Below are 14,735 nucleotides of genomic sequence, written 5' to 3' on the forward strand. Positions count from 1 at the left end.
TTCAAGTGAAGTGACTCCGTCTGGAAGATGATTTTACTCCATAAAAAAGCGAACTCTCCAACACTATGAGCTCGCGTTCAACAGTAGATTTTGTTATCAGCATACTTTAACACTTTGATCGTTAGAAGCTTTATAAAGCCTTCATTTTCATTAGCTCTTCCCTGATACTCATAAGTTTCTGTTTGGACTTGGTCTGGGCTTCTGTATTCTTCGTTTGGATTGCCTCGAATAATACGGCTAATTCATAATCCATTTCAAGTCTCAATACATTCATTCTTTGCTGCTGGACATCGCGTTTTTTTGAAGTATTCATTACTTGTTTCATGGCCATACACCCCTTCCGAGAATTAAATTTATCTGATTGTTCTGATAATATTTACTACATATTATGAAATACCGACTCATCTTGTAACTAAAATGTGCAGACACCTATGGATAAATCAATTGACTACAAGCCCGTGTCTCTTTATGGTACGATATTGTTGGAAATAAGGAGGCTACAACATGACGTTTAACGGTTTTACAGAAGAAGACTTCAACGTATTTAAGATTGACGGGCTCGACGCTCGGATGACCGGCATCCAAGAACAGATCAGACCTAAACTGGACTATCTGGGTGAACATTTAGCCCCCACTCTTAGCGCTTGGACCGGTGATGAGATGTTTTATCATGTTGCAAAACATGCCAGACGCTCTGTAAACCCTCCAGATGATACCTGGGTTGCATTTGCGAATAACAAGCGCGGTTATAAAAAACATCCTCATTTCCAGATTGGATTATGGGAAACCCATGTATTTATTTGGTTTGCAATGATCTACGAAGCTCCAGGTAAAGTAGAATTCGGTAAGAAAGTAGAAGTAAATGCTGATAAAATCAGATCCATGATTCCTGGTCATTTTGTTTGGTCTGGAGATCACACAAAACCCGATGCTGCACCATTCTCTTCTCTTTCACAAGATGAATTCATTGCTCTAAGTAAAAGAGTTCAACAAGTAAAAAAAGCAGAACTTCTATGCGGGCTTCATTTAGATCGGGACACTGCCATTAAGCTTAATGGAAATGAATTGATCCAAGAAGTTGAAAGTGCCTTTGAAACACTTTTACCCCTTTATAAAATGAACTAAACCATATGACTGTAGGGAATCATGCAGAAAGAACGACCGCCAAAAGTGGCGGTCGTTCTTTTTAATTCATGGATATTTTGTCTGCATCCTGAAGCTCTTTCATTTTCTTCACTACACGATAAGAGGAATATCCGCTGGACTCTTCGAATTCATTGCAGATTCTCTTTTCTTCCGCTTTCCCGGGGACGATTTCTTTAAATCGTTTATACCGATTCATCAGGTCCTCTCGTGAAACGCCTTTTTCATAGGCTTTCTCAATCGCTTCAAAAAAGGCAACTACGTCTATGACCTCAGTAGTTGACCAGTCTATATCAAATGGGTATTGATATTCCATTCTGTAAAACAACTCCTTTTTCACATTAATTCCACATCTTCCGAATGTCCTCACCTTGAGTGATCATTCTTTGAATGAGATCTTTAACTGAAGGGATGTCCTGAATCAACCCCATCACTTGTCCTGCCCATGCAAATCCTTTGTCTGCTTCACCATCGTATATATATCGCTTATTGGACTCGCCGCTTATGTATGATTTTAATCCTTCGTATCCAGGATTCAACGTTTCCGCATTAAGAATCTTATCGGTCCAGACGTTAGATATAGCTCTGGCAGGGGCCCCTAAAGATCGTTTAATGACTACTGTACCACTCTCTTCTCCTTCAATCAAGGCACGCTTGTACACTTCTGACGCATGGATACACTCTTTCGTCGCAATAAATCTTGTTCCCATTTCCACTCCCTCTGCTCCGAAGCTGAGGGCGGCCATAAGACCTCGACCGTCTCCCACACCCCCAGAGGCGATGACGGGGATTTTGACGGCATCCACTACCCGTGGAATCAGGACGAATGTACCGATATCATCTTTACCCAGGTGCCCTCCCCCCTCCTGACCGACGACCATCACAGCATCCGCGCCAAGTTCTTCTGCTTTTTCTGCCTGTCTTTTTGACGAGACCAGCACTAGTTTAACGATGTCCTTCCCCTCAAGTTGTTGAAACAGGGTCGTGGGGTTTCCTCCCGTTACAGAAACGACCGGGACGTTTTCCTGAATGGCAATGTCAACAAATTCTTTGAAAGGGCGCCCATGCTGGCCGATGGCAAAGTTCACCCCGAATGTTTTATCTGTTAAAGCCCTGACTTTTACAATTTCTCTCTGCAGCTCTTCAGGGTTATCCATAGACATGGCAGTGATCTGGCCAAGTCCTCCTGCATTTGACACTGCAGCGGCAAGCTCAGCATATGCCAAGTGAGCAAGCCCCCCCTGGATGATTGGATACTGTATATTCAATAGCTCTGTTACCCGTGTTTTCCAATTCATATGAATCCCTCCATATATTCTTCTATTCTCGATGAGGTGGGGGAAATCCTTTTCATTTATTTGTATAATAATATAAGATACGGTCAGTCTTACATGTAAGAGAGATTATGTTTGAATTGGTGAAGCAGTGTTGATTTTTGGCTCATTTCACGGGACGACCTTTCAGCATAGCTAAAAGGCGGGTGAAACGTACGTTTCACCCGAATGAGCCAAAGATCACCGGTATGCCCTCTTTTATTTGTGCTACGAAAAAATATCCCCCAGATGTGCGTATGTCACTATGCAAAGATTTTCTGAAGTGCTATAATTCTTTTGTTTGTTGAAAATATCGCAGGGGATGGCACGAAATTACGGTTAGAATCTTATATAATGATATCTTTAGCATTTAGCTTGTTATGAAGAATATAAAGAGGTGTTGAATGAATTGTCTCAGAATGAAACGCCGTTGTTTACCGGCTTAATTGAACATAGTAAAAAAAATCCCGTCCAGTTTCATATTCCAGGTCATAAGAAAGGTGCAGGGATGGATCCTGAATTTAGAGAATTCATCGGACATCATGCATTGTCCATTGATTTGATAAATATTGGTCCTTTGGATGATTTGCACCAGCCCAAAGGAATGATTAAAAAAGCACAGGACCTTGCTGCAGAGGCGTTTGGTGCCGACCATACATTCTTCTCTGTTCAAGGAACCAGCGGCGCGATCATGACAATGGTCATGAGTGTGTGTGGCCCCGGGGATAAAATCATAGTCCCAAGAAACGTTCATAAATCCGTTATGTCTGCCATCGTCTTTTCAGGAGCTACTCCAATCTTTATTCATCCCGATATTGATGAGGATCTTGGAATCTCTCACGGAATCACAACTGATGCTGTTGCAAAGGCATTGGATCAAAATCCTGATGCAAAGGGTGTACTCGTCATAAATCCAACCTATTTTGGGATTTCTGCAGACCTGAAGAAAATTGTTGAAATTGCTCATTCATATCAGGTTCCAGTTCTCGTCGATGAAGCACATGGTGTTCATATTCATTTCCATGATGAGCTTCCCCTGTCCGCCATGCAGGCAGGTGCTGATTTGGCGGCTACAAGTGTCCATAAGCTTGGAGGCTCCATGACGCAAAGCTCCGTTCTTAATATGAAGGAAGGACTCGTTTCTGCTAAACGTGTTCAAACCATCCTCAGTATGCTCACGACGACATCCACATCCTATTTACTGTTGGCCTCTCTTGATGTTGCCAGGAAACGGCTTGCGACTGAAGGAAGGGAGCTCATTTCTAAAACGATTGAACTCTCACAGAATATCAGGAAACACATCAATGAAGTGGATGGATTATACTGTGTGGGAGAAGAGATTCTGGGAACGAAAGCCACCTATGCTTATGATCCAACGAAACTGATTGTTTCAGTAAAGGACCTCGGGATTAGCGGATTCGATGCAGAAAAGTGGTTGCGAGAAGCTCATAACATAGAAGTAGAAATGTCTGACCTTTATAATATTCTTTGTATCATCACACCTGGTGATACGGAACACGAAGGAGATCAATTGGTTTCAGCTTTAAAGGAGCTTGTTACAAGCCTTAAGAAGCAAGGGGAACTGGACCCGATTAAAGTCATGCTTCCTGATATACCTGTCCTGTCCATTACACCAAGGGACGCGTTTTATGCAGACACTGAAGTGATTCCGATTGATGAATCCGTGGGTAGAACCATCGCCGAATTTATCATGGTCTATCCCCCAGGTATTCCAATTTTTATTCCAGGTGAGATCATCACCCAGGAAAACATTGATTATATCAAGACCAATATAGAAGCTGGCCTCCCAGTTCAGGGACCTGAGGATTATGATCTGAGGCATTTAAGGGTCATTAAGGAACATCGCGCCATTCGATAAAAAAAAAGGATGAAGAAGGGCTCCCCCTCTTCATCCTTTTTATTTATAAGAACCCCTTTAAGACAATGATAATTCCCGCTCCCCTAGCAGTTATTAATCATCTAATTCTTTATCGTCGTTGCAGTCACAGCAGTTAGAGAATAAAACAGAAACCTTCTCATCTTCGTAATGCTCAATTGTGCTAAGGCATGATTGACATACAATTGTTCCCATTCTTTTTCCTCTCCTTCGGGTTGTTTTGTAAACGCTTTATCTTATCTGCTTCTATAATAATATAACACATTTAAAATATCAAGCCTAAATTGTATAACATATTTAACTTTTTATTCTCATAATCAATCATACTATTTGTCATAAGATTTTATGTTAGTGTTTTCGTAAATATGAAAAAGAGGTATAAAAAACCGCATAAATGAAGTGACTCATCTATGCGGTTCTATTATTCAATTGTTTTGATGCGATTCGGATCTAGCATTTCATATCCCTTCGCACGGAGCCCTTTCACAATATCTGTCAAAGCTTCACTGGTCCAAGTCCGATCGTGCATGAGGAGGTTGGCACCATTATTGAGATATGGACTGTTTATCATGATATCCGCTATGGCTGCTTTGTTTTGGTATTGTTTTTCCCAATCATATCCATAAGTCCAATTCATCAATGACATTTTTTCTTCTTTCGCAAGCTGGCGACTGTAATCAGTGTTTTGGCCAAATGGAGCCCTGAAGAACTTTGGCCTCTCTCCTGTAATGGTTTCCACCAAATCGCTGACAGATAGTATTTCCTCTTTTTGTTTTTCCGGTGAAAGATCTTTTAAGCTGCTATGGCTATACGTATGATTTCCAATCATAAACCCCATATCATGAATCTTTTTTAATATTTCCTTTTCCTCCGGTGTATCAAGGAAATGACCATTCACAAAGAAGATGGCAGGAGCATTCAATGCTTTCAAATCTTTTGCCATTTGAAGTGCATGCTGATCTGGTGCATCATCAATAGTCAGCAGCACTACTTTAGGGTTGGAGTCACCAATTGGCTCAATGCTCCAATTGTTCTCATTAATCTTATAGTCCCGGGTCTGAATCACTTCTTTTGAAGGTTCGACCTTCTCTTCCTTATCCGTATCTTTCTTTTCGGTATTTGTGCTTTCCTTCGGTTTCTGAACCTCATTTTTCACTTCAGTCTGGCCAGACGTCTCATCTTCCTGGCTGGTGCCGGCTTGTTCACTGCCGCAAGCTGTTAATAGTAGAAGGGTTAAACCGGATGCTAGAATCTTTTTCATGTCTCTCACCTTTCCGCAGTCACTTTGAATATTTTAACATATTTCAAAGAGAATCTGGGGAAGAATTAAAATATTTCCATTATATTTTCAAATGCGATCTTAAATATAAAAAAGCAACTGAGACTGAAGGAAGTAATAAATAATGTAAGCCTTCTGGACTCCACAATTTTTTTGGCAGCCATAAAGGCAAGGTAAAAAAAGAGGACAAACATTATCCATTTATACTCTAGGTGATCTTTATCAGAGATCCACTCAGCAACCGAGAACACACTCCATAAAATCATCTGAACCAAAAAAGCAAGATACGATTTCATGTTCATAACACCCTTTAGAAAATTTATTTACATCAGCCTTGATTATCTATTACCCGCTCTTCGAAAATAAAACCTCTGGAAAGCTTACCTAGTCATCGTATTAACATAGTATATTCTTTTGACATTACTTTCATTATGTATGTCTTTTCAATTTTGTAACATTTTAATGACTCTGCGCATTTTAAATTACCCCTATGATAAAATGTGACGTAAGATCACTAAGAACATTTTTGTATTAATTGGAAATTTCGTTCATAGCATCGTTTAAGAAAAGAGGATGATGTATGAAACATATATTAACTTTTGTGATACTTACTTCCACCATGTTGCTTCTGTCTTCGTGTGATGATATCTCAAAAAATAAAGTTGCTTTAGCTCAGGATCAGTTTATCGAAAAACAAGTAATCTTTTTTACAGATGAAAGAAATGTCTCGAAAGAAATACCTTATTACGATGCTATCATTGAACTTAAAAGTCGTTATCCTGATCACTTTAAAAAGCTGAAGGTTGTCAGTTTAAACAGTAAAGCCACAGCTGAGATCGCCGATGCCCCGCCTGCTTCCCCTGCCATTGTAGTAGTGGAAAACAATCAGATCATATGTAAAGTAGAAGGCCACAATTCTAAGGAAAACATTATTCAGCCTGTTTCCAGGGCCATTAAGTCCTGGTAGCAATCAAATGATGATATAGTAAAAATGGGACCGGAGCTCAGTTAGCTCCGGTCCCATTTTACGACAAAATAAAAAGACCCTTTTTGCATCGATTGTTGATTTTGCTGAAATGAGAAGTGGCTGATTTCCACCCCAGGTGCTCGTTGAGGAGGCTCGATCGAACGGAAGCAGACCGTGACTAACGGGGCATGGAACAACAACCATCTTCACGAATAGAGCCAATAAAGAAAAGGATGGTCCCCGAAACCGGGGACCATCCTTCATAAGAACGATTATTTTATGATATGGATGGGGCTTCCCATCGCAACTTCTGCTGCTTCCATTGAAATCTCACCTAACGTTGGATGAGCATGAATCGTCATCGCAACATCTTCGGCAGTCATTCCGGATTCGATTGCAAGACCTAATTCAGCGATCATGTCTGATGCTCCAGAACCAACAATTTGAGCTCCGATGATTAAACCGTCTTCTTTACGGGTTACAAGCTTCATAAAGCCATCACTTGCATTAAGAGCTAAAGCACGCCCATTCGCAGCGAATGGGAATTTAGCAGCTGTTACTTCGATGCCTTCTTCTTTCGCTTCAGCTTCAGAATAACCTACTGTTGCAAGTTCAGGATCTGTGAAGCAGACAGCCGGGATACCAAGGTAATCGATTTCTGCCGGTTCACCTGAGATAACCTCTGCAGCAATTTTACCTTCGTAAGAAGCTTTGTGAGCAAGTGGTGGTCCATCAACGATATCGCCGATAGCGAAAATGTTAGGGATGTTCGTGCGGCATTGCTTATCAATTTTGATAACACCGCGGTCTGTCATCTCGATTCCAACTTCTTCAAGACCGATTTCATCTGTGTTTGGACGACGGCCAACCGTTACTAGAACGTAATCAGCTTCAACCGATTTCTCTTCGCCTTTCACTTCATATTTAACAACGACTCCGTTGTCGCTTTCTTCAACGCCTTTAGCCATAGCTTTCGTTACAACTTCAACGCCTTTTTTCTTGAGTTCTTTTTTCACGATGGATGTCATTTGCTTTTCGAATCCGCTAAGGATATCGTCAGCACCTTCCAGGATCGTTACTTCTGATCCAAGATTGGCATAAGCAGTACCAAGTTCAGTTCCGATGTAACCTCCACCGATTACAACAAGTTTACTTGGGATCTCTTCTAACGCAAGTGCACCTGTAGAATCAAGCACTCGTTTAGAGAATTTAAAGCTTGGGATTTCAATCGGGCGTGAACCAGTTGCAAGGATCAAGTTGTTGAACTTGTATGTTTGAGCTGAGTTTTCATCCATTACACGAAGTGTATTAGCATCAACCAGGTAAGCTTCACCGCGGACGATTTCAGCTTTATTCCCTTTAAGAAGTCCTTCAACACCACCGGTTAATTTCTTAACAACGCCAGCTTTCCATTCTTGAACTTTATCGAAATTCACTTTTACATTTTCAGCAACGATACCCATGTCATCAGAATGTTGCGCCTGGTGGAAACGGTGACCTGCTGTGATTAGGGCTTTAGACGGGATACACCCAACGTTTAGACAAACCCCACCCATGTTTTCTTTTTCGATGATTGTCACTTTTTGCCCGAGCTGTGCTGCACGGATTGCAGCTACATATCCTCCGGGACCTGAACCGACTACGATTGTATCTGTTTCAATTGGGAAATCTCCTACTACCATTGTATTACGCCTCCATTAATAATAATTCTGGATCGTTCAACAAACGCTTGATATGGTTAAGTGCATGTTGAGCAGTAGCTCCGTCGATCATGCGGTGATCGAAGCTCAATGATAATGCTAACACAGGTGCTGCTACAATTTCACCATTTTTAACCACAGGTTTTTCTGCAATGCGTCCAACACCCAGGATAGCAACTTCTGGATGGTTGATGACTGGTGTGAACCATTGTCCACCGGCAGAACCAATATTCGTGATTGTGCATGATGCACCTTTCATTTCATCGCCTGAAAGTTTACCATCACGTGCTTTTCCAGCCAATTCATTGATTTCATTTGAAATCGAGAACATAGACTTACGGTCTGCATTTTTCACAACCGGCACTAATAGACCTTTATCTGTGTCAGCAGCAATACCGATGTTGTAATAATGTTTCTGTACGATTTCGCTTGTTTCATCATCAATGGATGTGTTAAGAGCTGGATACTCGCGTAATGCACTTGTTAGTGCTTTGACGATGTAAGGTAAGAAAGTCAATTTCACACCTTTTTCAGCTGCAACTTCTTTGAACTTCTTTCGGTGAGCCCAAAGTTTCGTCACATCGATTTCGTCCATCAATGTTACGTGAGGAGCTGTATGCTTAGAATTTACCATCGCTTTCGCAATCGCTTTACGCATTCCGCTCATTTTCTCACGACTTTCAGGGTATTCACCTTCAGGAGCTTTAGGTGCAGACGGTTTAGATTCAGCTGCTGGCGCATTTTCTTCTGTTTTCGCGTCTTCCTGTGTAGAAGCAGACTTGCTGTCTCCACTTAAGAATGCATCGATATCTTCCTTCACGACACGTCCATTTTTACCTGATCCTGATACTTGACGGATTTCAACCCCGTTTTCCCTTGCATACTTACGCACGGAAGGCATCGCGATTACACGCTTATTAGGGTCTGCTTCTGCATCAGACTTCTCTTCTGCAGCTTCAGGGGATGCATCTTTCTCTACATCCTGTCCTTGTTCAGCAGTAGCTTGAACCTGACCTTCTGTTTTCTCTTCAGCTTTCGCTTCTTTCTTTTCTTCTTCTCCGCCTTTGAACTGAAGATCCTCATAACCTGGTGCATCGAACTTGATAAGAGTATCTCCCACAACGGCAACCGTACCTTCGTCAACAAGAAGTTCTTCAACGGTTCCTGCGACTGGAGAAGGAATCTCAACAACGGCTTTATCATTTTGCACTTCACATAGTACATCGTCTTCTTCCACTTTATCGCCCGGTTTTACAAACCATTTGACGATTTCACCTTCATGAATACCTTCACCAATGTCTGGTAATTTGAATTCGAATGACATGGACTCGACCTCCTGTATTGAATAATGATTAATAGATGAATGTAATGGTTCTATCTGTCTCTATCTCTGATATCTATAATTGGAAAAGAGAAGGGTGGAATGCCCTTCTGTTTTCATTTGAGTATCCAGGGAGGGCTTATTCCGCCCCTTCCCATTAGAAGTTTAGTACTTTTTTCGCCGTCTCGATAACGTCTTTGTGATTTGGTAACCAGATTGGCTCTGCTTGTGAGAAAGAGAATACTGTATCTGGCGCCGTTACACGAAGAACCGGAGCCTCAAGGCTAAGGATCGCACGGTCATTGATCTCAGCTACGACATTCGCTGCAATACCTGCTTGTTTTTGAGCTTCTTGAACCACGATGGCACGGTTTGTTTTTTCAACAGATGCCATGATCGTGTCAATGTCAAGTGGACTTACTGTACGCAAATCGATCACTTCAACTGAATGGCCTTCTTTTTCAAGTTCATCTGCAGCTTTCAATGATTCGTGCACCATAGCTCCGTAAGAGATGATTGTAAGGTCTGTACCTTCACGCTTCACATCTGCCTTACCGATTTCAATTGTATATTCCTCTTCAGGAACTTCTTGACGGAATGAACGGTATAATTTCATATGCTCTAAGAAGATGACTGGGTCATTATCTCGGATGGATGAAATTAATAGTCCTTTAGCGTCGTATGGAGTGGATGGAATAACCACTTTAAGACCAGGTTGTTGAGCCATCAAACCTTCTAAACTGTCCGCATGAAGTTCTGGAGTATGTACTCCACCACCAAATGGGGAACGGATTGTGATTGGAGATGTATACGTACCACCCGAACGGTAACGCATACGTGCCATTTGTCCGCTTACTGAATCCATTACTTCGTATACGAAACCGAAGAATTGGATTTCCGGTACTGGTCGGTACCCTTCCAATGCTAAACCGATTGATAAACCACCGATTCCTGATTCTGCTAGTGGAGTATCGAATACACGGTCTTCACCGAATTCTTTCTGAAGTCCTTCCGTTGCACGGAATACACCACCGTTTAGACCTACGTCTTCACCAAAAACTAAAACGTCTTCGTTGTTGCGTAGTTCTGTGCGCAGTGCATCAGTGATCGCTTGAATCATTGTCATTTGCGCCATGGCTTATTTCGACTCCTTCTCTTTGTAGATTTCTAATTGTTCTTTTAGATTATAAGGAAGTTCTTCATACATGTTGTTGATGAAGTCCGTCACTTTTTGTTTAGGAGCTGAATCTGCTTCCTTGATTGCTTTTTTGATATCTTCTTTTGCTTCTTCGATCACTTCATTTTCTTTCTCTTCACTCCATAGTCCTTTACCTTCAAGGAATTTACGGAAGCGTACCAATGGATCTTTCTTTTCCCAATCTGTATCCATTTCTGATGTACGGTAACGGGTTGGATCATCACCAGCCATTGTATGTGGGCCATAACGATAGCAAAGTGTTTCAATCAGTGAAGGACCCTCACCATTTACTGCACGTTTGCGGGCTTCTAAAGTTGCAGAATAAACCGCTAACGGATCCATACCATCAACTAAGATACCAGGGATACCTGCAGCAACCGCTTTTTGAGCAATCGTACGTCCTGCTGTTTGCTTATCACGAGGAGTAGAGATTGCAAATTGGTTATTTTGTACAACGAAAATCGCTGGGGCTGCATAAGAACCAGCAAAGTTGATTCCTTCATAGAAATCACCCTGTGATGATCCACCGTCCCCTGTATACGTGACGGCAACAGCCTTCTTACCACGTTTCTTAAGTCCAAGTGCCACTCCGGCAGTTTGGATGTATTGAGCACCGATGATGATTTGTGGTGATAGTACATTTACCCCTTCAGGAGCCTGATTCCCTTGGAAATGCCCGCGTGAGAATAAGAACGCTTTAGCCAGTGGAAGTCCATGCCAGATGATTTGTGGAACATCACGGTATCCAGGAAGGATCCAGTCTTCCTTCTCAAGTGCGAAGTGAGAAGCGATCTGAGAAGCCTCCTGTCCAGCTGTTGGTGCATAGAAACCTAAGCGTCCTTGACGATTCAGTGAGATTGAACGTTGATCAAGAATACGAGTATAAACCATACGACGCATTAATTCCTGAAGATCCTCATCAGAGATCTCCGGCATAGCGTCTTCGTTTACTACTTCGCCTTCTTCGTTCAAAATTTGGAACATTTCAAACTTGTCTTCAATTTGTTCGAGCGTCTTAACTGCATCGAATTGTGCCTTCTTTGATTTAGAAGCCATCGAAGTCACCTATCCTTTCTTTATACATTTATTTTGGTTTTTTTACATACATAGTTTAGATTACCCAAATTCAGTATGACCTACCACAGTACTTGCGGATACACACACTAATGGTAGTTTTCCACAAATACCAAGAAAGAAAACCCGAAATTACATTCGAGTCTATCTGTATCAGTCGAAACTATATATCGACTAATACAATTCTTAAATACCTTTCTTAGTTTACAATATTAAAAATCACTTAGTCAACGACAAAGTATCATAAATTCTTGTTTCTTAACATGATTTTAATTCATCCTTGCCAATTATTTTCAAAACTGTATCATTACTCTCAGCCACTCTGTTATATATAAACGTTGATCCCATACACAACTGTTATAGAGTAACGATTGCTTGGTTTCAAAAAAAAAAAAAAAGATGAAGGCGGACTCTTTGTCCGCCTTCATCTTTTATGTACCTGCTTACTCAGACTCTTTGACATCAAGTTCTGCCTTTGAGTAAAAATCTTGTTTTAGTTTGTTGAATTCATCTGTTTTTGTATTATAGTCCTTATTGAACTTCACGATTTTTTCATATTGTTCATTAATGGATGCAATCTGCTTTTCAAGTTCTTCCATCTTAAGGTCTTTCTTTTTGAACATATTATAAAGTTCTTTATCAAGAGACAAAGCCTCTAAATAAGAAGATGTAAGCTTATCATGGACCTGATACCGTTCCGTCATAGTCTCGTTGAGCTTTTTCGCTTCTTTTTTCAACTCTTCCGTTTCCAGTTCAGTAATATATTCCTCGGCTCCCTCAAACTCATCATTGGCTTGATTCATGGATTTACGTTCTTTTTTAATATACTCTTCTCTTTTGTTGATGTTTTCCAGAGCTTCATCGGAAAGTTTAACAATTTGGTCATATTGTTTCATTCCAAGATCCATGATTTTCGAATATAACTCTTTTTCTTTTTTCTCTGACTCTTGAAGAGGCTTTTGAACGTCGACATATTGACTTTCTTTAGCTACGGTTTCTTCAAGAACCTTATACAAATCTTCCTCGGGTGTAGAACCACCGACACATCCCATAAGTAAAAAGACAGCGGCTCCTAAAATGAAAGCAAAACGAAATTTCGACACAACTAGATCCCCCTTAACTATTTACCACCTTCTACTATATCTATGTCTACAACTTTTGACAATAGGGATTTACAACTGTGGAAAAAAATGTCGATTGGACTATTATTCCTATTAAAATGAATATGTATTTTGACTCGCAAGTATTCCTGCTAATTTCAAACCTCCTTCATTAACTTTTCAAAAGGATAATGGTAAACTATTATCATACATAATAGATTATCTTAATACGTAAAGTAGAAAAGGAAACATCCGGGCAATACTGTCTGGTATTACAAATCCTTTCATTTCATTCCCTACTTTGCGTGAGGAGGAAAAAGAATGATTACCATGAATGACATCATCCGTGAAGGTCATCCTACATTGACCATGGTGGCTAGGGAAGTACCTATTCCACCGTCCCAAGAAGACCAGGAAACATTGAGAAGCTTATTAGAATATGTAATAAATAGCCAAAACCCTGAAACAGCAAGCAAATATGGATTGAGGCCCGGAATAGGTCTCGCTGCACCTCAGATCAATGTGTCAAAACGAATGCTGGCTGTCAATGTCACGGACAATCAAGGAAAGTTATACAGCTATGCTCTGTTCAACCCAAAGATCATTAGTCATTCCATAGAAAAGGCCTATCTAACTTCAGGAGAAGGGTGTTTATCCGTTGATAGAAATGTTCCGGGGTTTGTCCCCCGCTATGCAAGAGTGACCGTCAGAGGATGGGACATAGACGGCAATGAAGTGAAGCTGCGCCTGAAAGGACTCCCTTCCATTGTGTTCCAGCATGAAATTGACCATCTGAACGGGATCATGTTCTACGACCATATTAACCCGAACAATCCGTTCGAGCCGATCCCAGATGCCATCGCAATAGAACGATGAACCTAAAAAAGCCTCCTGAATCAGGAGGCTTTTGCATATTCTAGATTAATTTAAGTTCCTTCAAGCCTTGAAATATCCCATCATCATCCACGTGTTTCGTGATCAAATCCGCATGGTTTTGGACTTCCCTGACCGCATTCCCCATTGCAACACCTGTACCAACTGATTGGATCATCTCAATATCATTCAAACCATCCCCGAATGCATAAACATCTTCCATGTTGAATCCTAGCCTGGCGATCATCTTTTTGATTCCTTCAGCCTTCGATCCGCCTTTTGGTAGAATATCCATGGAGTATTGATGCCAACGAATAAATGTGAAATCTGTATACTTCTCCCGGTAAAAGGCCTCTTCCTCTTTTGAACAGAATAACAGGGATTGATAGATGTCTCTTCCTTTGTAGAAATCGGGATCAAAACCCGGGTGGGGGAACTTCAGGCTATTCATACTTTTTTCAATATATTCATGATGTTGATGGTTCGATTTCATTGTTTGATGATTCAAATGGACAACTGGGTGTTCCTTCATGTACGTATCTTCTAATAACTCTTCCAACGTTTCAACTTTTAATGGATTTGTGTAAATGACTTCATTTTCAAATACAACGTACTGACCATTGAATGAAACAAAAGATTCGATTCCCAGTTCTTCCCTTAGACTTTCATACATAAACGGAGCTCTTCCAGTAGCAATGGCAACATATGTGCCGTTTGCCTGCAAAGTCTGGATGGCTTCCTTGGTTGCCTGAGGAAGTTTCTTATCGTGATCAAGCAGCGTACCGTCTATATCAAAGAAAACTATTTTAGACATGATCGTTCTCCTTTTCAAAATATTCGATTGCTAATCTATTTTACCCGTTTTTTAAA

At 40.9% G+C, this 14,735-nt stretch carries 15 protein-coding genes; 4 read left to right on the top strand and 11 right to left on the bottom strand.

Annotation, left to right across the window (positions count from 1 at the left end; genetic code table 11):
* Positions 1–130: 130 nt before the first annotated feature.
* The gene (locus tag JI667_RS05560; RefSeq protein WP_206851067.1) at positions 131–325 is read right to left on the bottom strand and encodes a hypothetical protein; all 195 of its coding nucleotides are present in this window, start codon (positions 323–325) and stop codon (positions 131–133) included.
* Between the two features lie 179 nt (positions 326–504).
* On the opposite strand from JI667_RS05560, the gene JI667_RS05565 reads away from it, so the two are divergent.
* Positions 505–1,125, top strand: a complete 621-nt coding sequence (locus JI667_RS05565; protein WP_206851068.1) for a YktB family protein — start codon at positions 505–507, stop codon at positions 1,123–1,125.
* A gap of 61 nt (positions 1,126–1,186) precedes the next feature.
* Here JI667_RS05565 and JI667_RS05570 read toward each other — a convergent pair whose 3' ends face one another.
* The gene (locus tag JI667_RS05570; RefSeq protein ID WP_206851069.1) at positions 1,187–1,459 is read right to left on the bottom strand and encodes a UPF0223 family protein; all 273 of its coding nucleotides are present in this window, start codon (positions 1,457–1,459) and stop codon (positions 1,187–1,189) included.
* A gap of 25 nt (positions 1,460–1,484) precedes the next feature.
* Complete coding sequence (locus tag JI667_RS05575) at positions 1,485–2,441, bottom strand: NAD(P)H-dependent flavin oxidoreductase (protein WP_206851070.1); 957 nt, start codon at positions 2,439–2,441, stop codon at positions 1,485–1,487.
* Between the two features lie 424 nt (positions 2,442–2,865).
* Between JI667_RS05575 and JI667_RS05580 the strand changes: the two genes are divergently transcribed.
* On the top strand, positions 2,866–4,335 hold the full coding sequence (locus JI667_RS05580) for an aminotransferase class I/II-fold pyridoxal phosphate-dependent enzyme (RefSeq protein ID WP_206851071.1): 1,470 nt from the start codon (positions 2,866–2,868) through the stop codon (positions 4,333–4,335).
* Positions 4,336–4,428: 93 nt separating this feature from the next.
* On the opposite strand, the gene JI667_RS05585 is transcribed toward JI667_RS05580, so the two are convergent.
* Positions 4,429–4,548, bottom strand: a complete 120-nt coding sequence (locus JI667_RS05585) for a GapA-binding peptide SR1P (RefSeq protein WP_079531615.1) — start codon at positions 4,546–4,548, stop codon at positions 4,429–4,431.
* Between the two features lie 226 nt (positions 4,549–4,774).
* Positions 4,775–5,614 (bottom strand): polysaccharide deacetylase family protein, encoded by an 840-nt coding sequence (locus tag JI667_RS05590; protein ID WP_206851072.1) that lies wholly within the window; start codon positions 5,612–5,614, stop codon positions 4,775–4,777.
* Between the two features lie 598 nt (positions 5,615–6,212).
* Here JI667_RS05590 and JI667_RS05595 point away from each other — a divergent pair.
* Positions 6,213–6,599 (top strand): small peptidoglycan-associated lipoprotein, encoded by a 387-nt coding sequence (locus JI667_RS05595; RefSeq protein WP_206851073.1) that lies wholly within the window; start codon positions 6,213–6,215, stop codon positions 6,597–6,599.
* 272 nt (positions 6,600–6,871) lie between these two features.
* On the opposite strand, the gene lpdA is transcribed toward JI667_RS05595, so the two are convergent.
* The 5 genes from lpdA to JI667_RS05620 form a co-directional block, all read right to left on the bottom strand.
* On the bottom strand, positions 6,872–8,281 hold the full coding sequence (lpdA, locus tag JI667_RS05600; RefSeq protein WP_206851074.1) for a dihydrolipoyl dehydrogenase: 1,410 nt from the start codon (positions 8,279–8,281) through the stop codon (positions 6,872–6,874).
* Positions 8,282–8,285: 4 nt separating this feature from the next.
* Complete coding sequence (locus JI667_RS05605; protein WP_206851075.1) at positions 8,286–9,623, bottom strand: dihydrolipoamide acetyltransferase family protein; 1,338 nt, start codon at positions 9,621–9,623, stop codon at positions 8,286–8,288.
* Between the two features lie 154 nt (positions 9,624–9,777).
* The gene (locus JI667_RS05610; RefSeq protein ID WP_206851076.1) at positions 9,778–10,755 is read right to left on the bottom strand and encodes an alpha-ketoacid dehydrogenase subunit beta; all 978 of its coding nucleotides are present in this window, start codon (positions 10,753–10,755) and stop codon (positions 9,778–9,780) included.
* Positions 10,756–10,758: 3 nt separating this feature from the next.
* The gene (gene pdhA, locus JI667_RS05615; RefSeq protein ID WP_206851077.1) at positions 10,759–11,874 is read right to left on the bottom strand and encodes a pyruvate dehydrogenase (acetyl-transferring) E1 component subunit alpha; all 1,116 of its coding nucleotides are present in this window, start codon (positions 11,872–11,874) and stop codon (positions 10,759–10,761) included.
* A gap of 461 nt (positions 11,875–12,335) precedes the next feature.
* Entirely contained in the window at positions 12,336–12,995 is a 660-nt protein-coding gene (locus JI667_RS05620; RefSeq protein ID WP_206851078.1) for a YkyA family protein, read from the bottom strand.
* Between the two features lie 318 nt (positions 12,996–13,313).
* Here JI667_RS05620 and def point away from each other — a divergent pair, with 318 nt between their 5' ends.
* Positions 13,314–13,868 carry a peptide deformylase gene (gene def, locus JI667_RS05625; RefSeq protein ID WP_206851079.1) on the top strand — a complete coding sequence of 185 codons (555 nt, stop codon included), beginning with the start codon at positions 13,314–13,316 and terminating at the stop codon, positions 13,866–13,868.
* A gap of 40 nt (positions 13,869–13,908) precedes the next feature.
* On the opposite strand, the gene JI667_RS05630 is transcribed toward def, so the two are convergent.
* Positions 13,909–14,682 (bottom strand): Cof-type HAD-IIB family hydrolase, encoded by a 774-nt coding sequence (locus tag JI667_RS05630; RefSeq protein WP_206851178.1) that lies wholly within the window; start codon positions 14,680–14,682, stop codon positions 13,909–13,911.
* Between the last annotated feature and the right edge of the window lie 53 nt (positions 14,683–14,735).

Source organism: Bacillus sp. NTK074B (assembly GCF_017303375.1).
Taxonomy (GTDB): Bacteria; Bacillota; Bacilli; order Bacillales; family Bacillaceae_B; genus Rossellomorea.